22 protein-coding genes are annotated in these 24,016 nt (G+C 60.1%); 10 read left to right on the forward strand and 12 right to left on the reverse strand.

All coding sequences use genetic code 11. The features are described 5' to 3' along the window. Positions 1–6: 6 nt before the first annotated feature. Positions 7–918 (reverse strand): hypothetical protein, encoded by a 912-nt coding sequence (locus BM364_RS10960; RefSeq protein WP_092424503.1) that lies wholly within the window; start codon positions 916–918, stop codon positions 7–9. 222 nt (positions 919–1,140) lie between these two features. On the opposite strand from BM364_RS10960, the gene BM364_RS10965 reads away from it, so the two are divergent. Beyond that, complete coding sequence (locus BM364_RS10965; RefSeq protein ID WP_092424505.1) at positions 1,141–1,566, forward strand: response regulator; 426 nt, start codon at positions 1,141–1,143, stop codon at positions 1,564–1,566. A 74-nt stretch (positions 1,567–1,640) separates the two neighbouring features. Here the strand turns inward: BM364_RS10965 and BM364_RS10970 are convergent, their stop codons facing one another. From BM364_RS10970 to rpiA, 5 genes are all read right to left on the reverse strand, one after another. After that, positions 1,641–3,563 (reverse strand): PAS domain-containing sensor histidine kinase, encoded by a 1,923-nt coding sequence (locus BM364_RS10970; RefSeq protein WP_139232571.1) that lies wholly within the window; start codon positions 3,561–3,563, stop codon positions 1,641–1,643. Between the two features lie 110 nt (positions 3,564–3,673). Next, positions 3,674–5,050, reverse strand: a complete 1,377-nt coding sequence (locus BM364_RS10975; protein WP_092424507.1) for a class II 3-deoxy-7-phosphoheptulonate synthase — start codon at positions 5,048–5,050, stop codon at positions 3,674–3,676. A gap of 82 nt (positions 5,051–5,132) precedes the next feature. Then, positions 5,133–6,509 carry a glutathione-disulfide reductase gene (gene gor / locus BM364_RS10980; RefSeq protein WP_092424509.1) on the reverse strand — a complete coding sequence of 459 codons (1,377 nt, stop codon included), beginning with the start codon at positions 6,507–6,509 and terminating at the stop codon, positions 5,133–5,135. Between the two features lie 106 nt (positions 6,510–6,615). Next, positions 6,616–7,131, reverse strand: a complete 516-nt coding sequence (locus BM364_RS10985; protein WP_175528566.1) for a DUF2059 domain-containing protein — start codon at positions 7,129–7,131, stop codon at positions 6,616–6,618. 32 nt (positions 7,132–7,163) lie between these two features. Next, the gene (gene rpiA / locus BM364_RS10990; protein ID WP_092425313.1) at positions 7,164–7,865 is read right to left on the reverse strand and encodes a ribose-5-phosphate isomerase RpiA; all 702 of its coding nucleotides are present in this window, start codon (positions 7,863–7,865) and stop codon (positions 7,164–7,166) included. 248 nt (positions 7,866–8,113) lie between these two features. On the opposite strand from rpiA, the gene BM364_RS10995 reads away from it, so the two are divergent. The 3 genes from BM364_RS10995 to BM364_RS11005 all read left to right on the forward strand — a co-directional run bounded on the left by BM364_RS10995 (position 8,114) and on the right by BM364_RS11005 (position 10,744). Further along, positions 8,114–8,707 (forward strand): L,D-transpeptidase, encoded by a 594-nt coding sequence (locus BM364_RS10995; protein WP_244542852.1) that lies wholly within the window; start codon positions 8,114–8,116, stop codon positions 8,705–8,707. 133 nt (positions 8,708–8,840) lie between these two features. Then, on the forward strand, positions 8,841–9,854 hold the full coding sequence (gene moaA, locus BM364_RS11000; RefSeq protein ID WP_092424515.1) for a GTP 3',8-cyclase MoaA: 1,014 nt from the start codon (positions 8,841–8,843) through the stop codon (positions 9,852–9,854). 80 nt (positions 9,855–9,934) lie between these two features. After that, positions 9,935–10,744, forward strand: coding sequence for an alpha/beta hydrolase (locus BM364_RS11005; protein WP_092424517.1), 810 nt, complete (start codon positions 9,935–9,937; stop codon positions 10,742–10,744). Here the strand turns inward: BM364_RS11005 and BM364_RS11010 are convergent. Together BM364_RS11010 and BM364_RS11015 are read right to left on the reverse strand one after the other, a co-directional pair. Continuing rightward, positions 10,728–11,150 carry a VOC family protein gene (locus tag BM364_RS11010; protein WP_092424519.1) on the reverse strand — a complete coding sequence of 141 codons (423 nt, stop codon included), beginning with the start codon at positions 11,148–11,150 and terminating at the stop codon, positions 10,728–10,730. The two genes, BM364_RS11005 and BM364_RS11010, sit on opposite strands and share 17 nt — an antisense overlap. Further along, positions 11,151–11,630, reverse strand: a complete 480-nt coding sequence (locus tag BM364_RS11015) for an Lrp/AsnC family transcriptional regulator (protein WP_092425314.1) — start codon at positions 11,628–11,630, stop codon at positions 11,151–11,153. Between the two features lie 283 nt (positions 11,631–11,913). On the opposite strand from BM364_RS11015, the gene BM364_RS11020 reads away from it, so the two are divergent. Both BM364_RS11020 and BM364_RS11025 read left to right on the forward strand, forming a co-directional pair. Beyond that, entirely contained in the window at positions 11,914–13,440 is a 1,527-nt protein-coding gene (locus tag BM364_RS11020) for a sensor histidine kinase (RefSeq protein ID WP_092424521.1), read from the forward strand. Between the two features lie 63 nt (positions 13,441–13,503). Continuing rightward, positions 13,504–14,148 carry a DUF6683 family protein gene (locus tag BM364_RS11025; RefSeq protein ID WP_092424523.1) on the forward strand — a complete coding sequence of 215 codons (645 nt, stop codon included), beginning with the start codon at positions 13,504–13,506 and terminating at the stop codon, positions 14,146–14,148. A gap of 7 nt (positions 14,149–14,155) precedes the next feature. Here the strand turns inward: BM364_RS11025 and BM364_RS11030 are convergent, their stop codons facing one another. Next, positions 14,156–15,148: a nicotinate-nucleotide--dimethylbenzimidazole phosphoribosyltransferase gene (locus BM364_RS11030; protein WP_092424525.1), complete on the reverse strand. Its 993-nt coding sequence runs from the start codon at positions 15,146–15,148 to the stop codon at positions 14,156–14,158. Between the two features lie 180 nt (positions 15,149–15,328). Between BM364_RS11030 and BM364_RS11035 the strand changes: the two genes are divergently transcribed. Then, a complete protein-coding gene (locus BM364_RS11035) occupies positions 15,329–16,015 on the forward strand; it encodes a retropepsin-like aspartic protease family protein (protein ID WP_092424527.1) in 687 nt (228 codons plus the stop codon). Positions 16,016–16,028: 13 nt separating this feature from the next. Here the strand turns inward: BM364_RS11035 and dusA are convergent, their stop codons facing one another. Then, positions 16,029–17,051: a tRNA dihydrouridine(20/20a) synthase DusA gene (gene dusA, locus BM364_RS11040; RefSeq protein ID WP_092424529.1), complete on the reverse strand. Its 1,023-nt coding sequence runs from the start codon at positions 17,049–17,051 to the stop codon at positions 16,029–16,031. Between the two features lie 140 nt (positions 17,052–17,191). Between dusA and BM364_RS11045 the strand changes: the two genes are divergently transcribed. The 3 genes from BM364_RS11045 (at position 17,192) to BM364_RS11055 (ending at position 20,436) form a co-directional block, all read left to right on the forward strand. Next, positions 17,192–17,641: a universal stress protein gene (locus tag BM364_RS11045; RefSeq protein ID WP_092424531.1), complete on the forward strand. Its 450-nt coding sequence runs from the start codon at positions 17,192–17,194 to the stop codon at positions 17,639–17,641. Between the two features lie 83 nt (positions 17,642–17,724). Next, complete coding sequence (locus BM364_RS11050; protein WP_425284890.1) at positions 17,725–19,089, forward strand: FGGY-family carbohydrate kinase; 1,365 nt, start codon at positions 17,725–17,727, stop codon at positions 19,087–19,089. 15 nt (positions 19,090–19,104) lie between these two features. After that, positions 19,105–20,436, forward strand: a complete 1,332-nt coding sequence (locus tag BM364_RS11055; protein WP_092424535.1) for an NAD(P)/FAD-dependent oxidoreductase — start codon at positions 19,105–19,107, stop codon at positions 20,434–20,436. On the opposite strand, the gene BM364_RS11060 is transcribed toward BM364_RS11055, so the two are convergent. Together BM364_RS11060 and BM364_RS11065 are read right to left on the reverse strand one after the other, a co-directional pair. Then, a complete protein-coding gene (locus tag BM364_RS11060) occupies positions 20,411–21,325 on the reverse strand; it encodes a DMT family transporter (protein WP_175528567.1) in 915 nt (304 codons plus the stop codon). The two genes, BM364_RS11055 and BM364_RS11060, sit on opposite strands and share 26 nt — an antisense overlap. 148 nt (positions 21,326–21,473) lie before the next feature. After that, on the reverse strand, positions 21,474–23,948 hold the full coding sequence (locus tag BM364_RS11065) for a beta-mannosidase (RefSeq protein WP_175528568.1): 2,475 nt from the start codon (positions 23,946–23,948) through the stop codon (positions 21,474–21,476). Positions 23,949–24,016 lie beyond the last annotated feature (68 nt).

The raw sequence follows: 24,016 nt of genomic DNA on the forward strand, positions 1-24,016 counted from the left end.
CGGCCGTTAGAAACGCCCGGTCAATTCAACAAGGCCGCCGTAACGGAACATGGCGAAGCTGTCGAGCAGAGTGCCCACGGTGGTACTCTGGTCGGGATTAGCTGAAGACGTATAGATAAGGTTGGCGTTCGTGGGGCCTGTCAGATACCAGGCACGGCCACCGACACGGAGGGTCAGGTTCTCTGTGGGGTGGATTCCAAGCATCAGCTCGCCACTAGCGCCATAAGCCGCACTGTCGATGGTCCCGGTCACCCGATCAGCATTGATCAGGCCCGGTGCTGGAATGACGTAGGTGGGCGTGCTGCCAGTCACCCAGGCGTAAGGAATACCTGCGACCTCCGCTGTAATATCAGCGAAGGTGCCAAGATCAGCCTTTGCAGTTACGCCGAGGCGCAGGGCATGAACGTGCAACCCGTCGAACTGCAAAATGTCAGCCCGAGCTTTATCAGGCGATTCCTTGAGGTACTGGTAGCCGACGAGGCCACCAATCCGGAAAGCATCATTCCCGAAGGGCATATAGCCGAAATCCGCACCGACATGGCCGATCTGACCTCCGGAAAAACGCAGGTCACCGGGAGCAACGTTTGTCGAGTAGGTACCATCCGTTGCAAGGGCATAGCCGCCAGAGGCTTTAACGTAGGAGCTGGTATGCTCGTCCACGATGCGACCGTGCACTTCGAGGATGTGGCTCGTATCCTCTGCCCGTGCATAGTCGTTGCCTACCGATATCTCCTGGCTACCCCTTGAGTAAAAGTAGCGCAGGCCAAGCTCGAACTTGAGCGGGTTCTCCGGCTCACCTTCCCAGTGAGTGGGATAGGACGGACGGAGTTCAGGGATCTGCGCGTAGTCGGCAGCCAGAACAGGCGCGAATGCGGTACTGGAAACAAGTGCCAAAGCACCAAGGGCTAGCGGCTTCATCCACAAACTCCGGGCCAATTCCTGCCATGATTGCTGGAACGAAAGTGAATGATTAGGGTTAATGTTCTGCTAAGTGGCGATGGGGGGAGTTGGCGCTTTGGTAACTTGATTAGTTCAGGATAGCGATCACGAACGCGGATGCAGGGCTGGGTTGATGCAACCGGGCGCCTTAGTTCCGAGTTTGTCGGTCAAATTGAAGCTGCAGTCCGAAGTCTAGTGCCTATGCCCAGTCGCATTCTCATAGTTGAAGACGAGATATTCGTCGCCTCCGAGATCGAACAGATCGTCGCAGAGATGGGTCATGCACCTATTGCGATCGCGGCTGACCGGGCTTCGGCGTTGCGCCATGCCAGCAACACCGATATCGCGCTTGTGGACCTGAACCTTCGCGATGGGCCAACAGGGCTCGATATCGGCAAGATCCTGGCGCAAACCCATGGGGTCAGCGTTGTCTATCTGACCGCCAATCCCAGCCAGCTGGGCGATGGCGTACCCGGGACGATCGGCGTCGTCTCTAAGCCCGTGGCCGAGCGCGACTTGCGCGATATTGTCAATTATGCCGTTGCCCGGCGCGCCGCAGCCGATGCGGCCCCGCCGCGCCGTCTCAAGCTTTTTAGCTGGTCGGGCGGCAACGCAATCCATACCTGACAGCCACTTTTGATTATCGCCGTCCGCCAATGCCCGCTTCTGCGGGCCTTTTGCATGGGTGGATCAGCTTCTCCTCACGGGGCGCTCGTCTCAGACGCCTGGAGTCGGGAGGAGCGGAGAAGGGACGCCATGGGCAGTGCGAGATCGACCCGCAGGCCATCGCTTTCCCAAAGTCGCTCGATCTGACCGCGCATTTGCCCTGCTACCGACAACTCGATCAGTTTCGACCCGAAGCCGGACGGCGTCTCCGGGGCTGCGGTCGCCGGCCCGCCATGCTCTTTCCAGATCAGATGCAGGGAATCCCCGTCGCGGCGGCCAGTTACTTCCACCCAGCCTTCCTCGGCGTGAAGCGCACCATATTTGGCCGCATTGGTGGCCAGTTCATGAAAAAGGAGAGCGAGAGGGGTTGCCGAGGCATCGTCAATGATCGTGTCGTCGCCACTATAGCGCACGCGCGTCGCGTCTGATGCGTCCTCATAGGGGCGCATCAGACGCGCCAGAAGCTGCGAAAGTGTTCCCTGCCCGTCCGGATGATCGGATAAATGGCTGTGCGGGCGCACGAAGTCGTGCGCCTCTCCAAGCGCATAGATTCGTTGCCGCAACTGGTCGGCAAACTCGCGCATCTCTGGCCGCCCACGGGCTGAAAGCGAGATGATTCCGGTAAGGACCGCAAAGATGTTCTTGATACGGTGGCTGAGTTCCTGGGCCACGAGCTCACGCTCTTCTGCCGCCTTGCGCGTATCGTGGATATCTGTGCAGGTCCCGATCCAACGCAGGACCTCGCCCGAGGCATCGCGGATCGGCAGAGCCCTTCCCAGGGTCCAGCGATATTCACCAGAATGGTGGCGCAACCGATATTCAATCTGGTAGGGCTCGCCGGTTTCCAGCGAATGGCGCCAAACGCCCCAGGCTCGTTCCTGGTCATCGGGGTGGAACACGCCGTTCCAGCCTGCTCCGTCGGTCGAGCCTGGCTCCATGCCGGTAAATTCGTACCATCGTGCATTGTAGTAGTCGTGGAAGCCGTCTGGACGGGTCGCCCAAATCATCTGGGGCATGGTGTCGGCGAGCGTGCGAAACTCGAGCTCGCTCTTTGCCAGTGCCTGGGCCGCCCGGCGCTGGTCGGTGATATCGATGGCCACTCCAGGGAAGCGGTGGACGCGGCCTTCCGCATTTCGCCGCGGCCGACCGGAAACCATCAGCCAGCGTCGCTCGCCAGAACTATCGACCACGCGATATTCGCTGCGGAACTCCTCGCCGGCTTCGATGGCCTTTTGCAGCTCCGCGTGCACGCGTGGCAAGTCCTCGTGGTCGATTGCGAGCAGATATTGTTCGATCGGCACGCCCAGCCCGGCCGATTGCACATCGACATTGTACATGGCGGCAAACTGATCGTCAGAGGTGACGATGTTGCTGATCAGGTCCCAGTCCCATGTGCCGACCAGGGCGGAACTGGCCAAGGCCAGGCTCAAGCGCTCTTCAGAGCGCGCCAGAGCTTTTTCGGTGAGCACGCGATCCGTCGTTTCATGAACGATGCACAGCGTGCCCATGGGCAGACCATCTTCGCCGACAAGGGGGCTGTAGTGCAGGTCCATCCAGCTTGCTTCGGGGCGGCCGTGGCGATTGAGCACCAGTTCCTGGTCTTGGAGGATCCAGGATTCGCCATTCAATCCACGCTTGATATTGTCCCGGTTGAAGTCGGCTATCTCCGGCCAAGCAATAAGCGCCGGCATGCCGAAAATCTGCGGGTGCCGCTGACCGGCAAACTGGGCATAAGCATTGTTGTAGATGAGAATGCCGTCTTCCCCGACCAGCATTACCATGGGGGTTGAGGCCACCATCATCACACGAACGGCGCCTTTGAGGCTTTCGGTCCAGTCCGGGATGATGCCAAGTGGATTTTGGGACCAGTCGTAATCGTTGAGCAGTTTGATCGTAGGGTCAAGTTCAAGCGCGGCTCGAACGTCGGGCGCAGCATTGGGGAACAAAGACCTGGGCATTATCTACTCACTCTTGAACGCGACCGATCTTGGCCCGGCTTACGAGCAAAGAAAAGGCCGCGCGACTGGCAAAGAACGCGCGGCACTCCAAACCGGTTCAGCAATATCCCTTATTCACCGGCTAGGCGCCGCGTAACAGGCGGCTTTTGCGCCTGCACTTCTTCGGCTACGAGAAATGCCAGTTCAAGCGCCTGGCTCGCGTTAAGGCGCGGGTCGCAATAAGTGTTGTAGCGATCCGACAGCGTGGTTTCAGTTACGGCCGAAACACCGCCCACGCACTCCGTCACATCGTCGCCCGTCATCTCGATATGAACGCCACCGGCATAGGTGCCCATTTCGCGGTGCACGTCGAAGAAGTTGCGCACTTCGGTCAAGACGCGGTCGAAGGGTCGGGTCTTGTAACCGGTCGAGGCCTTGATCGTGTTGCCATGCATGGGGTCGCAGCACCAGACCACGGTGCGGCCAGCCTTTTGCACCGTCTCGATCAGACGCGGGAGATGTTCATGCACCTTATCGGCACCGAACCGTGCGATCAGAGTGATACGGCCCGCCTCGTCGGTGGGGTTGAGCCGGTCGAGCAAGCGCAGCAGATCCTCGCTGGCAAGGCTCGGCCCGCACTTGATGCCGATCGGATTGTGGATGCCCGCGAAATATTCGACATGGGCACCATCGGGCTGGCGCGTGCGATCGCCAATCCAAAGCATATGGCCCGAGGTCGCGTACCAGTCGTTGGTGATCGAATCCCGCCGGGTCAACGATTCCTCGTAGCCGAGCAACAGGGCTTCGTGGCTCGTATAGAAGCTCGTCTGCCTAAGCGCTGGAGTGTTGTCGGGATTGATGCCGAGCGCCGACATGAAGGTAATGGCGTCATCGATCTTGCGCGCCACTTCCTCGAAGCGGACATTCCAGTTGGACCCCTTCATAAAGCCCATGGTCCATTCGTGAATGCGCGTCAGCTCCGCGTATCCACCCATGGAAAAGGCCCGCAGCAGGTTCAGCGTCGCGGCGGACTGCCGATAGGCTTGCAGCATGCGATCGGGATTTGGAACGCGCGCGCCCTCGGTAAACTCGATCGAGTTGATGATGTCTCCGCGATAGCTGGGCAGCTCGAGCCCGTCTATCGTTTCGGTGTCGGCCGAGCGGGGCTTGGCAAATTGCCCGGCGACGCGCCCGACCTTGACCACAGGCTTGCTGGCGCCATGGGTCAGCACAACCGCCATCTGCAGAAACACGCGGAAGAAGTCGCGGATGTGATCCGCGCCATGCTCGGCGAAGCTTTCCGCGCAGTCTCCACCCTGCAGAAGGAACGCCTCACCCCGCGCCACAGCGGCAAGACGCGTTTTGAGATCGCGCGCTTCACCGGCAAAGACCAGCGGCGGGAACGTTGCGAGCTGCCGCTCGGCCTCGGCCAAAGCGGCCGGGTCGGGATAGGCAGGAACCTGCAGGATCGGCTTTTCACGCCAACTGGTCGGGGTCCAGGTCGTCATGTCGGTTCTCACTCGCGCGCGGATTTCTGCGTGCGGGCGGTCTAGCAAGCGCACGACGCCCTGCCAAGAACAAAGCCGTCGGCTAGGCGACCTTCTTGCAGTCCCGATAGGTGTAGCTCGGGGTTTTGAACGTCACCAGTTCCTCGGCCGCCGTGGGGTGAAGCGCGATGGTGCGATCGAAATCGGCCTTCGTTGCCCCCATGGAGACAGCGATGCCGACGAGCTGGATCATCTCGGCCGCGCCGGGCCCAAGAATATGGACGCCGAGCACCTTGCCTTCGTCCTTCTCGGTAATCAGCTTGAGCACCATGCGGCTGGTACGGGTCGAGAGGGTGTTCTGCATAGGCCGAAAACGGGCAAGATAAACATCGACATCGCCATGGGTTGCAGCTTCCGCTTCCGTAAGGCCTACCACGCCAATTTCGGGTTCGCTGAACACGGCAGTCGGGATCAGCGAGTGATCCACGGCGAGCTTGTTGTCGTTGTAGACGGTTTCTGCGAAATACCAGCCTTCGCGGATGGCGACCGGCGTGAGCTGTGCGCGCCCTGTGACATCGCCCACCGCATAGATCGAGGCAACCGAGCTTTGCGAATAGGCATCGACTGCGATGCTGCCATCCTCTGCCAGCTGAACCCCTGCACTTTCGAGACCAAGCCCGCTGGTGTTAGCGCGGCGGCCAGTGGCAAACATCACCGCGTCAAACGGCGCCGAAACGCCATCGCTGAACATGGCCTGCACGGCGTTGCCAGTCTTGGAAAGGGAGGTAATCGTCGTCTGGTAAATGAGCCGTACGCCGCGGTCGATCAAGCCTGCCTCGAGCCCGATCCGCATATCCTCGTCGAATCCGCGCAGGATGCGATCGCCACGGTAGATCAGCGTCGTATCGACCCCCAGTCCGGCAAAGATGGTGGCAAACTCGACTGCGATGTAACCGCCGCCCTCGATCAGAATGGTCTTTGGCAATTGGGGAAGATCGAAAGCCTCGTTGGAGGTGATGCCGTATTCGGCGCCCGGAATATCAGGGATAAAGGGATGTCCGCCTGTTGCAATCAGAAGGCGCTCCGCAGTCAGCTCGCGCTCGGCTCCAAGCAGGCGAATGGAATTGGGTCCGGTTACCACCGCGCGATCGCGGATGATTTCGACGCCAGGTTTTTCGAGATTTGCCGTATAGCCGGCCTCGAGCCGGGTGATTTCCTTTTCCTTGGCTGCAACCAGGGTGGGCCAATCGAAACTGGCATCGACCTGCCAACCAAAACTGCTGGCAAGATCAAACTGGTCGGCAAAGCGCGAAGCATAGACGTAGAGTTTTTTGGGTACGCATCCGCGGATCACACAGGTTCCGCCCACGCGGAACTCTTCGATGATCGCCACCTTTGCCCCGTACGTCGCCGCCATGCGCGCAGCGCGAACGCCGCCAGAGCCTGCGCCAATCACCAGAAGATCGTAGTCGTATGCCATGGAGGTCTCCTGGTGTTCATCGTCAACCGACGATACATCTAGGCGCAAGCCGCAGCTAAAAAAAGACCCCGCAAGGCGGGGTCAACATGTTCGTTTTGGTCCGTGATCAGATCTCGATGCCCTGGCCGCGCAGTTCGGCACGCACCTTGGCGAAGAACTCGCGCTTGAGATTGCCGGTGAACACCTGCATCACGCGCTGCAGGTCGGTGTTGATCTCGCTATTGGCCTGGGCCAGCTTCTGACCGGTTGGGGACTCGTAGAAGGCAACGATCTGCTGGAGCTCTTCGAGCGAGAAGCGCAGGGCATAAACACGTGCGAACTGGTTCATCAGGTCGCCCTTCCGGCCGTTATAATCCTGGATCACCTTGGTGATCGCATCATTGGTCTGGTCGATGATTTCCGGGTTCTGCTGCACAATCTGCTGCATTGTCTCGACGCCGGTCTCGACGACTGTCACTTCGTAAACGGCACCGCGGTCGGTCAGATCGATATACTTGCGCGCCAGGGCAAGTTGTTCGGGAGCCACTTCCTGGGCCAGAACAGGGGCAGAGAGCCCGATCATGCTTGCAGTCACCACAGCGGCAAAGATCGCCTTGGCGCCGCGCATCATATTGGAAGTCATCCAGTTCCCCATCATGTTCGATCCAAGCCTGGTCAGTTGGTCTTGAGAAGTGTTCTTACGCCATCCGGCGCCGCCACATAAGCCTTGCTGCACATTCCAAGAAAAAGTCCATGCTGGACGACCCCCGGAATGTCCAATAGCTCGCGTGAAAGCGCTTCTGGCTGCGAAATGCGGCCAAAAAACGCATCGAGAATAAGATGGCCACCGTCTGTCAGAAAGGGTTCACGTCCATCGGCTCCGCGCAGCCGGATCTCGCCCTCTGCGCCATGTTTCTTCAGCACGCCATCAAGTGCATGGCGCGTGGCGCCCAGACCGAAGCGGTTAACCTCGATGGGCAGCGGAAAGCGCCCCAGTGTTTCCACCACTTTGGAGCTATCGGCAATCACGATCATGCTGGCGGAAGCTGCAGCAACAATCTTTTCCCGCAGGAGTGCGCCACCACCCCCTTTGATAAGGTTGAGTGCGCTATCGAGTTCGTCCGCACCATCCACCGTCAGATCAAGAGCGCCGAGCGTATCAAGATCGGAGATGGGAATACTGAGGTCCCGCGCCTGCCGGTCAGTGGCTTCAGACGTGGGCACGCAGATCACTTCCAAGCCTTCGCGCACACGAGCGCCCAAGAGATCGACGAAATGCCAGGCTGTCGAGCCGGTCCCCAGCCCCAGCCGCATGCCTGGACGCACATCTTCAAGAGCCTTGGCAGCGGCTTCGCGCTTGAGAGTGTCGGACATCAGCTCCCCCTTTTTCGTGCCTGATGCCGGGTTGTGCGCTCTTCTGTCAAGCCTCTCGTACAAGCCAGGATACGCAGCGCTCACCATCCACTGTCACTAGAGAGCAACACAATGTGGCACAGCAGCCATTCTTGTGGCGGAAACGTGACTGTTAACACTTCTCCGTTATGTTGAGCCTCGATAAATAGCGCAAATGAAAGCGGACGCAGAATCAGTCGTCCGCACGCTGAGCAAAGGGCCTGGTGGAAACGATGAAGTTCTTGAAAGCGATAATGGCAATCGGGCTCTCGGCCCTGTTGATGATTGGCATGGCTGCTCCGAGCCAAGCCGCCCGCGTCTACAATCCCGACACCAATACCTGGGAAGAACCTTCTGCTGTATCGACCCGCAGCCGCGGCGGCAGCGCGATCAAGAAGCAGGTCGTCGATTATGCGACCAACCACAAGCCGGGCACCATTGTTGTCGAAACCGGCGAGCGCCGGCTTTATCTCGTTCTCGAGGGCGGCAAGGCCATGCGCTACGGCATTGGGGTCGGCCGGGAAGGCTTCACCTTTGCCGGCACCCACCGCATCACCCGCAAGGCCGAGTGGCCCGGCTGGACCCCGCCCCCGGCCATGCGCAAGCGTGTTCCCGATCTGCCAGCCTATATGCCTGGTGGTCCTGAGAACCCGCTCGGTGCCCGCGCCCTTTATATTGGCTCGACGCTTTATCGCGTTCACGGCACTTCCGAACCTTGGTCCATTGGGCAGGCCGTGTCCTCGGGTTGCATCCGCTTGACCAATGAAGACGTCACGGACCTTTATGAACGCGTCAAGGTCGGCGCAACCATCGTCGTCAACCATTAAGCCTGGTTGACTGCACGAATTTCAGGGGGTCGCTGATGCGGCCCCTTTTGTTTTGAGCCGGCATCGCCCCGCCTCACGATAACATGTCTCAACCCCAATTCCATTCCTGCACGCAAGCGCCTACACTGTGCGCATGAACGCCCTTAACGTCCCACAGAAGCCGCTCGTCGACCGCTATGGGCGAACCGTGAGTTACCTGCGCATCTCAGTCACCGACCGCTGCGACTTCCGCTGTGTTTACTGCATGGCCGAAGACATGACCTTTCTGCCTAAAAAGGACGTGCTCAGCTTTGAGGAGATCGAGGCGATCGCAGGCGCCTTTATCGCCCGGGGGACCACCAAGATCCGTCTCACCGGCGGCGAACCGCTTGTGCGGCGCGACATCATGGAGCTTGTCACCACGCTCGGCGGGCGCATCGGTCATGGTCTCGACGAGTTGACCCTCACCACAAATGGCAGTCAGCTCAGGCGCCATGCGGAAGGGCTTTTCGCAGCCGGAGTACGGCGCATCAACGTGTCGCTCGATACGCTCGATTCTCAGCGATTTGCCCAGGTTACGCGGCGCGGACGCCTTGCCGATGTCGAGGCCGGTATAGAGGCGGCGCAGGCTGCAGGCCTTGCCATCAAGATCAATATGGTGGCGATGCGCGGCGTCAACGAAGACGAGATCGAGCCGATGATGGCCTGGGCTCATGGCCGGGGCATGGGCCTGACCCTGATCGAAGGCATGCCGCTTGGCGAGGTCGGCATCGACCGGGTGGACAGCTACCTGCCCCTGTGCGAACTGCACGACCGTTTGGCGCGCCGTTATACTCTGACCCGGCTCGGCACACGCACGGGCGGTCCGGCACGTTACGTCCATGTCGCCGAGACTGGCGGCACGCTGGGCTTCATCACGCCCATGAGCCACAATTTCTGCGAGAGCTGCAATCGCGTGCGGCTGACCGCAACCGGCCAGCTCTTTTTGTGCCTCGGGCAAGACGATCAGGTCAACCTGCGCGATGCGCTGCGCGAAGGTGGGCCGCAAGGCCTCGATGAAGCGCTCGACCGCGCCATGCTCATCAAGCCCAAGGGCCACGATTTCGTGCTCGAACGCGGCAAGGACACTCCCGCCGTTGCCCGCCACATGAGCGTCACCGGTGGCTAGGCACGATGCGCTGCGGTAAGTCGTGAAGGAACATGCGCAGCCGCGCTCCGTTTGCCAGAAACGCAAGTGAGGTTTGGCAAATGCGACAGATCGTATTCGTGCACGGCATGTTTCAAAATCCGAGAAGTTGGGAAGAGTGGACCCGTTTCTTCACCGAGCGCGGATATGAATGCATCGTGCCGGCCTGGCCGCTGCATGAGGACGAGCCGGCAACGCTGCGCGCCAACCCGCCCGAAGAACTAGGCGACCTCCACCTATGCGAGATCCTCGCCCGGGTGGAGCAATCGCTTGCCGACCTCGATGCGCCCATCATGATCGGCCATTCGGTAGGCGGCCTGATCACACAGATCATGCTCAATCGCGGACTTGTCAGCGCCGGGGTCGCCATCAGTTCCGTTGCGCCCAATGACATGATCGATTTCGACTGGGGCTTCATCAAGAACAGCGCGCTGATCGCCAATCCATTCAAGGGCAATGAGCCCATCTTCATGGACGAGAAGACCTTTCACCGCTCTTTTGCCAATACTCTGACCCGTGAGCAGGCGGGGCGTGCCTATGCCGAGTATGCAACCCATGACAGCCGTAATGTGCTGCGCGATTGCCTGGGTTCGGATGGGCGTATCGATCTTGCCCATTCGCACGGGCCCCTGCTGTTGATCGGCGGCGAGAAGGACGAGATCATTCCCGCCGACCTCGTGCGCAAGAATGCAGCGGCTTACGACGATCGCGTGGGCATTGTCGAGCACAAGGAATTTTCCGGCCGCAGCCACTTCATCTGCGGCGAACCGGGTTGGGAGGAAGTGGCGCTTTATGTCGCTGACTGGCTCGAACAGGTCGCCATTCACCCCAGCGGAAGCTTTTATGGAGAGGGCTTCAGCGCCTTCCGTTAGCATCAGGGCGATCGGGTGAGCGCTCGATCAGTTCCACCAGAATGCCGTCTGGGTCACGCACAAAGGCAACTCGCCGGACCATTTCGCGGTTGTGAGCATCGCGCGGACGCTCGGCGATCTCGACGCCTGCGGATTCGAGCTCAGCGAAGGCTGCATCGACATCATCGACTGCGAAGGTCATGTGCCGCATGCCAGCTTCGCCGACCGGCACATCGCGGAAGCGCTGTACCGGACGCCTTTCGGAAAACACTTCCAGCATGCCTGAGCCGGTATCGAGGAATGCCACTTCGCCAGTGCCCGATGGCTTGCGCAAGGCAAGGCGGAGGCCAAGCAGATCACAGTAGAAGTGAATGGCGCGGTCCATATCCGAGACCGTAATCCCAATATGTTCGAAGCCAACCAGCATTTACTTGTCGTCGTCCACGACAAGGGCGAAGTCGAGCGGCAAAGCCGTGGTATATTTGATCTGCCCCATGGCAAAAGCGGAGCTGACATCGGTCAGGTTGATCTTGCTGATCAGGCGCTTGTAGAAGGTGTCATAGGCTTGGATATCGGGCACCACGACGCGCATCAAGTAGTCGACATCCCCGCTCATACGGTAAAACTCGACGACTTCGGGAAACTCGTCGATGACACCGGAAAATTTGCGCATCCAGGCTTCGTTGTGCTCGTTGGTCTTGACCGATACGAATACGGTCACCCCCACATTGACCTTGGATGGATCGAGCACGGCGACGCGGCGCTGGATGACACCGTCTTCTTCCATCTTCTGGATGCGCCGCCAGCAGGGGGTGGTAGAAAGGCCCACCTTGCGCCCAATCTCCGCCACCGGCACGGTGGCATCTTTTTGAAGCAACGTCAGTATCTTGCGGTCGATCTTATCCAGCGCCATTCAGCTCTCTTGGGAAATCTGATTTTCGTTATTCGAGTTTTTGGGGGCACTCACGCACGCGAGATTGGCATATCAGCTCTATCGACGCAATAAATTTGCTTCACCGCTCCCCTCTTGGCAGCGCAAAAGAAAATTAACCAAGCTCCGTCGCACAGTGCGAATGTCGCCCGATCTCGACCGAACGACTTCACCCCCTATTAACCCTAGCTCCCCTAATCTCGAACGGTGCGTAAGCAATGGCCGTTGTCATTGCATGAGTTAGTAATGAGTACCCGCCATGCCGTCCGAGCCGGCCACCAACGCGGACGTTCGCGCCCAGATGGGGCGCGACGGCAAGCGTGCAGCCCAGAAAACCGTTCTTGAAGCGCGCCAGCGGCTAACCTCGAGCTCTGGCACACGCTCGGATTTCGATTTCGAGATGATGCATGACTATGCCGCGTCTCGCCGCGGCACGGCTCTGCCTATCGCCGCAATCGTCGTGATCGTCGCCATCATCTCGAGTTTCTGGGTTCCGGTGATCTTCTCGGCTCTCTGGGCGGGGCTGGTGATCGCGGGACTTCTGGTGATCTTGCTGGTTGCCAGCCGCTTCAGCACCCACGACCCCGCCAAGTTCAATGCAGGCCAGTGGACCACGAGCTTTGTGGCGGCGGAGACGCTTTATGGCGTCACGCTCTCGCTTTTGGCTGTTGCCACCTGGCTCGGCAATAACGGCGAAGTCGCGCCAGTCATGTTTGCCATGGCGCTGGTGAGCATCGGCGCCAATGCCGTGGTGACGCGCACCCTGCCCCAGGCCTCATTGATGAGCACGCTGCCGGTCACGATGACAGTGGCCCTCAGCCTTGCAGTCCTCGGCGGAACGCTCAATTACACGCTTGCAGCGGTCGTCGCAGCCGGCGAGATATTCTTTCTCTTCCTCTCGCGCCAGCTCTATCGGGGCAAGCTCGAGGAACTGTCGCATCAGGCCGAAAAGGATTCCTTGATCGCCGAACTGGAAGAAGCACGCCAGATGTCGGACGAAGCGCGCCGTCATGCCGAGCAGGCCAATATCGCCAAGAGCCAGTTCCTGGCCACCATGAGCCACGAGCTGCGCACTCCGCTCAACGCCATAATCGGTTTTTCCGAGGTGCTCAAATCCGAACTGCTCGGTACCCATCAGGTGCCTCAGTACAAGGAATATGCCGGCGACATCCATTCGAGCGGCCAGCATCTGCTGAACCTGATCAACGAACTGCTCGACCTTAGCCGCATCGAAGCAGGCAAGTACGAGCTGCACGAGGAAGCGGTGTCGATTGTCGACATTGCCGATGACTGCCAGCGCATGATGCAGCTGCGCGCCAAGTCCAAGGGCATCGATCTGGTCTTCAGCGTCAATGATAATCTGCCCAAGATCTGGGGCGATGAGCGCGCCATTCGTCAGGTCGTCCTCAACCTCTTGAGCAATGCCATAAAGTTCACCCCGCAACAGGGCAAGGTGATCCTTGTTGTTACTCGCAGCGCCGATGGCGGTCAGCTGATCTCGGTCAAGGACAACGGCCCCGGCATCCCTGAAAACGAGATCGAAACGGTGCTGTCCTCCTTCGGCCAGGGCTCGCTGGCCCAGAAGACGGCCGAACAGGGCGCGGGCCTTGGCCTACCGATCGTGCAGCGCATCATGGACTTGCACCAGGGCCGGTTCGACCTGTTCTCAAAGCTCCGTTTCGGCACCGAGGTAATCGCCACCTTCCCGCGCGCCCGGGTCATGGACGCCCTCGCTCCTGTCACCGCGCGCCGCAACAAGCTTGAAATCTATTCGCAGGCCGGCTGATTGCCCCATGCCGCGAAATCGTCGAGATCCTTTTCCTCGATAAAAAAGACCGGGGAGTTATCCATGAGATCGATTCTGCTGGCCGGGATGCTGTTGGCCACCTTACCTGCAGCCACGTTCGCGCAGCTGATGCCAATACCTGAGCACGCCGCTGCTGGGAGAGAAACCTTCGACACCAGCTATCGCGCTTCCGCCATGGCGAGCGCCCGTATCCAGCGCAGCTTTCTCGATTCCATACGGTGGAGCATCGGTGCTGAAGTACGCGACAATATCCGCACCGTTTTCGGCGAAAAACCTCCACTCGAAACCTGGCAGGAACTCGTCGCCGCGGATGGACTTGCGTTGGGCAATGTTGCCGATGCCTTGACCGCCTATTGGGTGCTCAACTGGATCACCGCCAATGCGCGCTACACGATCGAGATCGATAACGAACCTATCCGCCGCCAGCTCGCCGCAGCAATGGAGGCTGACACCAACTTTCGGCGCTTCGATGACCTGCAAAAGCAGGATATGGCGGAGGGCTATATCCTCAAATTCCTTGTCGAGCACACAGCACTCCAAGATGCACTTGCCAAGAACGATATCAGGGCGCTGAGCCGGCTGGCACTAGCATCTGCGACCCGCTTTCGTCAGCAAATGGGCGTCAACCTCCTTGCACTCGAGCCCGGCCCCGAGGGGCTGGTTCCCAAGGCGGCTGGTGGACAGTAGCAGTGGTTTACGCCGTCGCCATATTGGCGTGAAGATGCAGAGCTGTCTTGATCATGACGATGCCGAGCGCAGCTCCTGCGCCCTCCCCCAGATGGAGGCCAAGATCAAGCAGTGGCCGTTGACCCAGATGGGCTATCACGCGGCCATGCGGGCCTGCATCCGACACATGGGCGAAGAGGCAGTGTTCTATAGCTTGTGGATTAACCGCATGGGCGATCGCCGCAGCGGCGGTTGCGACATAGCCATCAATGACGACCGGCACTTTCTGGTGTCGTGCCGCAATAAGGGCGCCGAGCATGGCCGCCACTTCCCGCCCACCAAGCCGCGCCAGCACTTCGAGTGGATGGTTCAGCGCACCGGCATGGACAGAAAGCGCCTGGTCGATTACCCCAGCCTTGCGTACCAAGCCCGCATCGTCCAGACCGGAGCCGCGCGCCGCCCAGTCGGCACCGGTGCCACCATAAAGCGCCGCAAAGACTGCGGCCGCCGACGTCGTGCTGCCAACACCGACATCTCCGAGGCCGATCACGTCGGGCTTGCCGGCCACCGCTTCCATGCCATAGGCGATCGTTGCGGCGGCCATCTTGTCTTCGAATGCCGCTTCCGTTGCGATATCACCCGTGGGCATTTCGAGGGCAAGCTCAAAGACCCGAAGATTGATCTCGTGCAGCCCGCAGATCTGAGAAACCGCGGAACCACCATTGGTCATATTGGCGACCATCTGCGCTGTCGCCTCGGGAGCGTAGGCCGAAACTGCGTGGGCGGCGAGGCCGTGATTACCGGCAAAGATCGTCACCATTGGATTGTCCAGACGCGGCGCACTCCGGTGCTGCCAACGGGCTAGGAACTCGACGAGTTGCTCGAGTTTACCAAGGGAGCCGACCGGCTTTGCAAGGGCAGCATTGCGTTGGCGCACGGCCGCAACGGCTGCTTCGTCTCCGTCGGGAACGGCAGTGAGCAATTCCACGATATCGGCGAAGGCGGGATTGAGGGCGGTCATGGCAGGTCCGGCACGATTTGAGCTGCGGACTTGTTGCCCAGAATGGCAGCAATTGCAAACAAGAGCTGGAGCCGCACCGCTGCATCGGCGTTATGCTCCACCAAGGGCGCGGCAGGACTTGAAATTGCCGCCTTGGGCCCCTTAATCTTTTAGACGACAGTGAGAGGCGAACCCAACAGCATGATTTTCATCGGCCTTGCGCTGCTCGTTGCTATCGGCATCGCGTTCATGATCAGCGCTGATGCCGGCAGTTTGGTCGGGCTCACCCAGGCTCAGACAGCGCAGCTCGTGCCGCTTCTCGTAATCCTCATCGTTTTTGCTGGCGGTGCATTTGCCCGACCGCGGAAAGCCTCCGAACTTTTGACCAGCCTTGCCCTATGGGTCGGCATTTTTGCGCTGGTCGGGGTCGGCTATGCATATCGCGACGAACTCACCAGCGTTCTCGATCGCGTCACCGGCGAATTGCAGCCCGGCGTAGCGGTCGTCGACAGCAGCCGTGGCACCGCGGTTTTCCGTCGTGGGCTAGGCGGCCATTTCGAGATCGCCGCCACTATCAACGGCCATACGACCCCGATGATCTTCGATACCGGCGCCAGCGCCGTCGTCCTCACGCGCCAAGATGCAGCCGCTGCCGGCATAGATCTGGATGGCCTGCGCTACGTCATCCCGGTTTCCACCGCGAATGGCACAGGCATGGCTGCACGCACCCGCCTTCAGTCCATCGAGGTCGGCGGTATCGCGCGCCGCAACGTCACGGCCTTTGTCACAGAACAGGGTGCGTTGGAAACTAGCCTCCTTGGCATGACCTTCCTCGAAACCCTCTCCCGCTACAGCGTCACCCAGAACTCGCTGGAACTGCAGGACTAACGAGAGACGTTCCTCAGCTCGCGGCGGCCTCGGCGCGATCTTCTACGACCGCGAGAGCATGGATGAAGACTTCTGGACCCGCCTTGGGCTTGCAGGCATCGACGCTCAGGATCTGGCGGAACTGGCGGGCTCCGGGTCGACCATTGGCAAGGCCCAGCATGTGCCGTGCGATGTTGTTGAGCCGCGTTCCCTCACTGAGCTGGGTCTCGGCATAGTCGGCCATGGCGCGCATGACCTCTGCGAGTGTCAGGCCCGAGGGCGCTTGCCCGAAGAGACGCTCGTCCACTTCAGCCAGCATCATGGGATTATGATAGACAGCCCGGCCGAGCATCACGCCATCCATATGCTCGAGGTGATTGCCGATCTCGTGAAAAGTCTCGATCCCGCCATTGATCATCATGGGCAAGTGCGAGAGGCGCCGCTTGAGGCGGTAGACGCGCTCGTAGTTGAGCGGCGGAATGGTGCGGTTTTCCTTGGGGCTGAGGCCCTGTAGCCAGGCCTTCCGCGCATGGACATAAAGCGCAGCGATACCCGCCTCGACCACTGTATCGGCGAACCGATCGAGGCTCTCCTCGATATCCTGGTCATCGATGCCGATGCGGCACTTGACCGTTACCGGCTTGTCAGTTGCCGCGCGCATGGCGCGGACGCAATCGGCCACGAGATCCGGCTCGGCCATCAGACAGGCGCCGAACCGGCCCGACTGCACCCTGTCCGAAGGGCAACCGACATTGAGGTTGATCTCGTCATAGCCATAGGCTTCGCCCAGCCGCGTCGCTGCAGCCAGATCGGCGGGGTCGGAGCCCCCCAACTGCAGCGCTACCGGCTGCTCCACCGGGTCGAAGCGCAGGTGCCGCGCCGCGTCGCCATGCAACACCGCGCCGGTCGTGATCATCTCGGTGAACAGCAGCCCGTGCCTGGTCAGCAGGCGATGCAGATAACGGCAATGCCGATCGGTCCAGTCAATCATCGGTGCCACGGAAAAGCGGCGGGCGGCTTGGAGCGGAACGGCCGTGCCGCGCGGTGCCTCGGTCATGGGCGCAGGGTCCGTATGGTCTAAGAGGGCTCCCCATATCGCTTTTGCCGCCCCTGTGCAACGAGGCCCTGATCTGGATCAAAGCCGGCCAAGGCGCGTTGGCCTAGCATCAGAACAGCTACTCACCCGGGGAGAAAACCATGTATTCACGCATCGTCTGCGCCATAGACGGATCCGAACTGAGCACCAAGGCCCTCAATCACGCTTTCGTCCTAGCGAGCCGCCTGGGCGCCACGCTTATTGCCGTGAACGTCACCGACCCCTCTGTCGTCATGTCGCCAGGCGCAGAAATGATGATGGTCGACACCTCCAACGTCATCGCTGAACTCGACAAGGCCAAGCGTGAAGGCGCAAGGAGTGTGCTGGCTGACGCCTCGGCCAAGGCCAGCGCAGCCGGCATCAACCTTGAAACACTCCATGTCCCCGATCTGCCTGCAGCTGAAGGCATTCTTAAAGGTGCTCGGGACACGGGCGCGGATCTGATCGTCATGGGATCTCATGGCCGTCGAGGGCTCGGACGGCTTCTGCTCGGCAGCCAGGCGGCGGAAGTTCTGGCGCATGCGGAGGTACCGGTGCTGATCATCAAGTAGCACTAACATGTCAGCTCTGGCGTGGCTGACCGTTTCCCGCTAAGAGGCGGTGAGCCCATAAAGAGTGCCGCGCCATGACACAGATCCCGCCCCGCCACGTCGCCGTCATCGATATCGGCAAGACCAATGCAAAAGTGGTCCTGATCGATACCGAGACGGAGGCGCAACTGGCGGCGCGGAGCCGTCCCAACACAGTGCTGCGGGAAGCGCCCTATCCGCATGCTGATGTCGACGGCCTCTGGGACTTCATTCTCGAAGCGCTGCGAACGATCCATCTCGAGCACCGTGTCGACGGCATCTCCATCACCACCCATGGCGCTACCGCTGCCTTGATGGCAGGCGAGCAACTGGCTTTGCCTGTGCTTGATTACGAGCATGATGGCCCCGAGACTTCAGAAGAGGCCTATGCCCGGGTTCGTCCGCCTTTCAACGAAACCCTATCCCCGCCCCTGCCCAATGGGCTCAATCTCGCGGCCCAGATCTACTGGCAGTCTCGTGCTTTCCCTGAGGACTTTTCGAGGGTAACCGCGATCCTGACCTATCCCCAGTACTGGGCGTGGAGGCTGACAGGCATGCTTGCGAGTGAATTGACCTCGCTCGGGTGCCATACGGATCTTTGGGCTCCCGCGAGGGGTGATTTTTCATCCTTGGTCGAGGGTCAGGGCTGGCGCGCACTCTTTCCACCGGTGCATGAGGCGGCATCCGTCCTCGGCCCAATCCTCAACAGGATAGCAGACCTGACAGGCCTTGCCCCGGGAACACCCGTCACCTGCGGCATTCACGATTCGAACGCCTCTCTGGTGCCCCACCTCGGCCGGGACGAAACGCCGTTCACCATCCTGTCGACCGGCACTTGGGCCATCGCCATGACGGTTGGCGGCGACACGCGCCATCTTGATCAGACGAGAGACAGTCTTGCCAATGTCGATGCTTTCGGTCGCCCTGTACCCACGGCCCGATTCATGGGTGGGCGCGAGTTCGATGCTTTGGTACCCGAGCTTGTGGAGCCGAGCGCGGAGGACGTGGATTACGTTCTCGGAAACGACGTGCAGGCTATTCCCAGCTTCACGCCCGGAGTGGGGCCGTTCCCCGCCCGCAAGGGACACTGGACGATCGATCCGGACACTCTGAGCCCTGGGCAACGCACGGCCGCTGCATCCATCTATCTGGCCCTGATGGCAGTGACCTGCTTTGAAATATGCGGGCTTGGCCGGTCGGTAACGCTCGAAGGACCACTCTCACGAAATGCGCTCTTTGCTTCGGTTCTTGCCCACGTGACCAAGGTACCGGTCTATGCCTCGGGCGACAGCACCGGAACCAGCCTCGGCGCTAGCCTGTTGTTCGGAAGGACATTGCCCGAGCGCGACAGCGGCCATGCCATTGTGCCACTGCAATCGGATCACATCGACGCCTATATCGCAAAATGGCGCCAGCGCGTGGCGTCCTAGTTCAGGAGACGTTTTATGCCAGATCGCAAGCACCGCGTCGTTGTTGTCGGCGGTGGCTTTGGCGGTCTGATCGCCACACGGTCCCTCGCGAAGGAAGATGTCGAGGTGGTGCTGATCGACAGGCGCAACCACCACCTGTTCCAGCCCCTGCTTTATCAGGTTGCTACCGCAGCGCTGAACCCTTCCGAAATTGCTTGGCCCATACGCCATCTGTTGCGCCGGCAGCGCAATGTTCGCGTTCTTATGGCAACCGTGGTGGGCGTTGATACCGACCAGCGCCGTGTGTTGCTCGAGGACGGATCGCACGAACCGTTCGATAGTCTGGTGCTGGCTACGGGGGCACAACACGCCTATTTCGGCAATGACCAGTGGGCCCGCTTTGCGCCCGGACTCAAGACTGTGGAGGACGCAACTGCGATCCGGCGCAAGCTCCTGCTCGCTTTCGAGGCTGCAGAGCGTGAAAACGATCCGGAACGGCGACGGGCCCTTCTGACCTTCGGGATCATCGGCGCAGGTCCGACCGGGGTCGAGATGGCCGGTGCGATCGTCGAGTTGGCGCGGGCAAGCCTCAGAGGTCAGTTTCAGACTATCGATCCTGCCGAACTGCGCGTCGTGATCATCGAGGGTGGAGAAAGAGTTCTCGGTAACTTCGACGAGGAGCTCTCGGAATACACTTTACACTCGCTGCGCAAGATGGGCGTCGAGGTGGAGCTTGGCGATGTCGTGACCGATATCGATGCCGAAGGGATCACCTATGGCGACAAGCACCTGCCGGCAAAAACAATCATCTGGGGCGCCGGTGTTGCGGCCTCTCCCGTTGCCGAATGGCTCGGGATCGAGGGCGACAAGGCCGGACGCGTTGCGGTGGCGCCGGATTTATCCGTGCCCAGTCTGGCCGATATCTATGTGATCGGCGATGCTTCAAACCTCAAGCAGGAGAATGGCAAGCCCGTTCCCGGTATTGCACCGGCGGCAAAACAGGAAGGCAAGCATGTGGCTCACGTCATCGCTCGGCGGCGTGCGGGCGATACGTCGCCTCTGCCGTTCCATTACGAGCACGCCGGCGATCTCGCTACCATTGGCAAGCAGTCTGCGGTGATCGATTTCGGCTGGATCAAGCTCAAGGGCTGGATCGCCTGGTGGATGTGGGGGCTGTCGCACATTTACTTCCTGGTCGAGACCAAGACGCGCATCCTGGTCACCATCAGCTGGCTTTGGATCTATCTGACCGGACAGCGCAGCGCCCGCCTTATTACGCATGGCGAGGCCAATAGTGTAGCCCCGCTTGCCGAAGTCGACGAGGACCCTGTGGCCGATACGCCTAGCGCAAGTTCACCTCACCAGTGACGGGCCGGGAGAGCTGCCGCTCGCGCAACCATATGTAGAGCCCACTGGAAATGATGATGCCGACTCCCAGGATGAACCACTCATCGGGCGGTTCATTGAAGATCAGCCAACTGGCAATCGAGAGATAAACAAGGCTGAGATAGCTGAAGGGCGCGAGAGTTGCCGGTGTCGCGAAGCGATGGGCGACCGAATTGAGAAAGTGCCCGCCCAGTCCGGCTGCGCCCATGACAAAGAATGCCACCCACGAGATTGGCTGGCTTGGCCAGACCCAGTCAGTGAAGGCCACCGGCAGGAGCAGGATCACGGGCGTTGCGCCAGCAAAGAACTGCTGGGTCTGCGCACTATCAACCCCTGCCAGCTTTCGGGTCAGGATCGAAAACAGTGCCAGAAAGAAAGCGCAGGCCAGGCTGAGAAACGCTGCGGGCTGAAACGCCTCGGATCCGGGACGCACGATGATGAGTATGCCGACAAATCCGCAACCGATCGCAAGCCATCTGCGCCATCCCACCTTATCGCCCAGCAGCGGTCCGGAGAGTGCGCAGATGATCAATGGTGAGGTGAACTGAATGGCGGCTGTAACCGTGAGCGGCAGGAATTTCATGGCCAGGAAGTTCAGCCCCGTAGTGATCAGCAGGCAAGCGCCGCGAAGAATTTCGAGTTTGAGGTTACCAGTCTGGAAAAGCCGGGCGCCGCTCACAGGCAGGAACAACAACAGCAGCAATGCCAGATGCATCCCGTAGCGCACGAAGACGATTTCGGTAGTCGGCATGCCTTCGACGGACAGCCACTTGGCCGAGATATCAAGCATGAGCAGGACAATTTGGGACGTCAGCACCAGGGCGATGCCAAGATTGGCACGGCTCTCGATCGGGGAAACGGCAGCAGACATGAAGATACGGTGGTGGCGCCGCCTGCGACGGTGCGGCTGGGAAGAGAGTGTGCGTTGCCTGAGCAACGTACACTCTCCCATAAACACAAAGATCGGCCAAATCTAGTATGGTAGCTCGTGTGCCAGTCCAGGCTTACGAGCTCAGCAACTAGAATGTCTCAGCAAGATGTCGCAGCTTGAGGCTGGCTCTTAGGTCGTCCGACACAACTTCTGCACCGTGCCTCGCGATGAAGCTCAGCTCCAATGGCCGGCCGGGTAAGAGGGTGACGGCATTGTCCGAAAAATAGCCGGGCGCATCGACTGTCGCCGTGACGAAAAAGGCTGGTGCGTCCGCCTCGATCGTCAGGACAGCCGTTCCGTCTCGATCGGTCCAGGCGCTGGATAGTGTGGGCTGGGCAAGATCATACGCTTTGTACGGCTTCGGGAAGTAGTCGTTTTCACCCAAGACCTGCCCAGACGCGTCCTTCCAGGAGAAGTAGAGGAACTCACCGTCATTGAGGTCGGCGCCTGCGAGTGTCGTTATCGTCAACGCTGCGTCAGCGCCAACGGCGGTATTGCCGGCAAAGAGCGTCCGTGTCGTCCCTTCGACCGAAACAGCGAGAATCTCAAGACTGATCGACAGGGCGCGTCCGGTGTCATTGATGCCACGCAGCGCGATTTCTGATCCGTCGGCATTGGGTACGGCGACGACATTGACGGGGCGAAAGAAGCGCTTGGCCATGTGGTGCATCAGCTTCCACTGTCCGCCATAGTCAAGGCTGGACCAGCTTGCCACCGGCCAAATGTCGTTGAGCTGCCAATAGAGCGTGCCCATGCAGCGCGGCTTGGTGGAGCGCCAGTATTCGATGGCGGTCTTGATGGCGAGACCCTGCTGGATCTGGCTCAAGAACACCATCTGGTCGAAATCACGCGGAAAGCGGAAATAGCGCGTCATGGTTTCGAGGATGCGGGCATTGCCGCCATTGTTGCGCTGGTGGTTTTCCATGACCGGGGAAGAGGGATTGCGGTCCTTTTCCTCGGCAAAGGTCTCGATGACGTTCATCGAGGTGAAGCTCTGGAAGCCGAATTCGGAGGCGAAGCGCGGATTGACCGAGCGGTAGGCATCAAAGCTTTTGGCCGAGTGCCAGACGTCCCAATAGTGTAAGTCGCCGCGGGTGTCGGAATGCCAGCCATCGGAGAAATCCATGTAGCCCAACGAGGGCGAGGATGGCCAGAAGCGGCGGGTCGGGTCTTCGTCCTCGACGATCCGGTGCAGCATGGAATTGAGCCGGTCGTAATTGGCGATGTAGCGCTCTTTGTCGGCGCGCGTTTCCGGATACCAGTTGAGCGAACCGATGACTTCATTGTCGCCGCACCAGAGGGCGATCGAGGCATGGTGGCTGAGCCGGCGGACCTGCTGGGTGATTTCGGTTTCGACTGAAGAGAGGAACTCGCGATTGGACGGATAGCTCATGCAGGAAAACATGAAATCGTGCCAGAGGAGGATCCCGAGCTCGTCGCAGAGATCGTAGAAATAATCCGGCTCGTACTGACCACCGCCCCAGATGCGGAGCATGTTCATGTTGGCCGCTTTCGCGCTTTCGAGGAGGTCGCGGATGACGGCAGGGGTGATGCGCGAGGGGATGGCGTCGGCCGGGATCCAGTTGGCGCCCATCATGGTGATATCGCGGCCATTGATCCGGCACTTGAAGGAGTGGTCGATCTCGTCCTTCTCGATGATCCATTCGAGCTTGCGCAGGCCGATCTTGCGGGTGGTGACTTCGCCTTCGAGGTCGGTCGTCAGATCATAGAGCGGTTGAGCGCCCTGCCCTGCCGGCCACCAGATTTTTGGGTTCGTGATCGTCACGTTATGCGTGAAGACGTTCTCGCCCTTTTGGACCGAAAGCTTATCGGCAATGGTTTGGCCGTCGATTGCATGTTCGAGCTCGACCTCGCCATGAGCGAAGGCGAAGAGACGGGTCTTGATCGAAAGCTCGACCGAATGGGAGCCATGAGTTTGGGTGACCTCGACGCTGTCCTGGCGCGCAAGGCGCGATTTGCGAAGGGCCATCGTGCCATAAACGCCGACGGGCATGGTGCAGATCCCCCAGTCCCAACCCGCATGGCAGGCGGCCTTGCGGATGAAGTTCATGTGGATGCCCTTCAACCCGTTGGTCTGGTAATTGTAGGTGAAGGGGATCGGGAACGGGTGCGCGTCCGAACGTGCCTTTGCCACGTCAGGCGCAATGCCAAATACGATGCGAAGCGTGTTTTCGCCCGCATGCACCTTGCCTGTGACGTCGATGTCGTGACGGATAAAGCTGTTGTCGGTGCGCGCGATTTCCTCGCCATTGAGAAAGATCGTGGCGATGCAATCGACTTCCGACAGCGTCAGGGTCAGGTAGCCATCGATGTCGGCGGCCGAGGCTTCGAATTGGCGCTCTACGGTCCAGGCCGTTTCGCCGACCCAGAGGACGCTTTTTTCGTTCTCGCCAAAATAGGGATCGGGGATGAGATGTGCGGCAAGAAGAGCGCCATGGACGTCGCCGGGCAAAGCGATCTCGGTCTCTATGTCGCGCGTCGGAGCGCTGAGGGCAAAAGTGCCGCGCAGATCGAGCGCGGAATTGTGGCGTGCAATGGTCAAGGCTTCCTCCCGCCGGCCAAACCGGCACCCGGAGCCGATGGCTCCGAAATCGATTTCGGAACGGTTGT

Source organism: Devosia crocina (assembly GCF_900116545.1).
Taxonomy (GTDB): domain Bacteria; phylum Pseudomonadota; class Alphaproteobacteria; order Rhizobiales; family Devosiaceae; genus Devosia; species Devosia crocina.

Coding starts and splice junctions, on each gene's coding strand:
- BM364_RS10960 (WP_092424503.1), bottom strand. CDS start 918: ATGAAGCCGCTAGCCCTTGGTGCTTTGGCACTTGTTTCCAGTACCGCA.
- BM364_RS10965 (WP_092424505.1), top strand. CDS start 1,141: ATGCCCAGTCGCATTCTCATAGTTGAAGACGAGATATTCGTCGCCTCC.
- BM364_RS10970 (WP_139232571.1), bottom strand. CDS start 3,563: ATGCCCAGGTCTTTGTTCCCCAATGCTGCGCCCGACGTTCGAGCCGCG.
- BM364_RS10975 (WP_092424507.1), bottom strand. CDS start 5,050: ATGACGACCTGGACCCCGACCAGTTGGCGTGAAAAGCCGATCCTGCAG.
- gor (WP_092424509.1), bottom strand. CDS start 6,509: ATGGCATACGACTACGATCTTCTGGTGATTGGCGCAGGCTCTGGCGGC.
- BM364_RS10985 (WP_175528566.1), bottom strand. CDS start 7,131: ATGACTTCCAATATGATGCGCGGCGCCAAGGCGATCTTTGCCGCTGTG.
- BM364_RS10995 (WP_244542852.1), top strand. CDS start 8,114: ATGAAGTTCTTGAAAGCGATAATGGCAATCGGGCTCTCGGCCCTGTTG.
- moaA (WP_092424515.1), top strand. CDS start 8,841: ATGAACGCCCTTAACGTCCCACAGAAGCCGCTCGTCGACCGCTATGGG.
- BM364_RS11005 (WP_092424517.1), top strand. CDS start 9,935: ATGCGACAGATCGTATTCGTGCACGGCATGTTTCAAAATCCGAGAAGT.
- BM364_RS11010 (WP_092424519.1), bottom strand. CDS start 11,150: ATGCTGGTTGGCTTCGAACATATTGGGATTACGGTCTCGGATATGGAC.
- BM364_RS11020 (WP_092424521.1), top strand. CDS start 11,914: ATGCCGTCCGAGCCGGCCACCAACGCGGACGTTCGCGCCCAGATGGGG.
- BM364_RS11025 (WP_092424523.1), top strand. CDS start 13,504: ATGAGATCGATTCTGCTGGCCGGGATGCTGTTGGCCACCTTACCTGCA.
- BM364_RS11030 (WP_092424525.1), bottom strand. CDS start 15,148: ATGACCGCCCTCAATCCCGCCTTCGCCGATATCGTGGAATTGCTCACT.
- BM364_RS11035 (WP_092424527.1), top strand. CDS start 15,329: ATGATTTTCATCGGCCTTGCGCTGCTCGTTGCTATCGGCATCGCGTTC.
- dusA (WP_092424529.1), bottom strand. CDS start 17,051: ATGACCGAGGCACCGCGCGGCACGGCCGTTCCGCTCCAAGCCGCCCGC.
- BM364_RS11045 (WP_092424531.1), top strand. CDS start 17,192: ATGTATTCACGCATCGTCTGCGCCATAGACGGATCCGAACTGAGCACC.
- BM364_RS11055 (WP_092424535.1), top strand. CDS start 19,105: ATGCCAGATCGCAAGCACCGCGTCGTTGTTGTCGGCGGTGGCTTTGGC.
- BM364_RS11060 (WP_175528567.1), bottom strand. CDS start 21,325: ATGTCTGCTGCCGTTTCCCCGATCGAGAGCCGTGCCAATCTTGGCATC.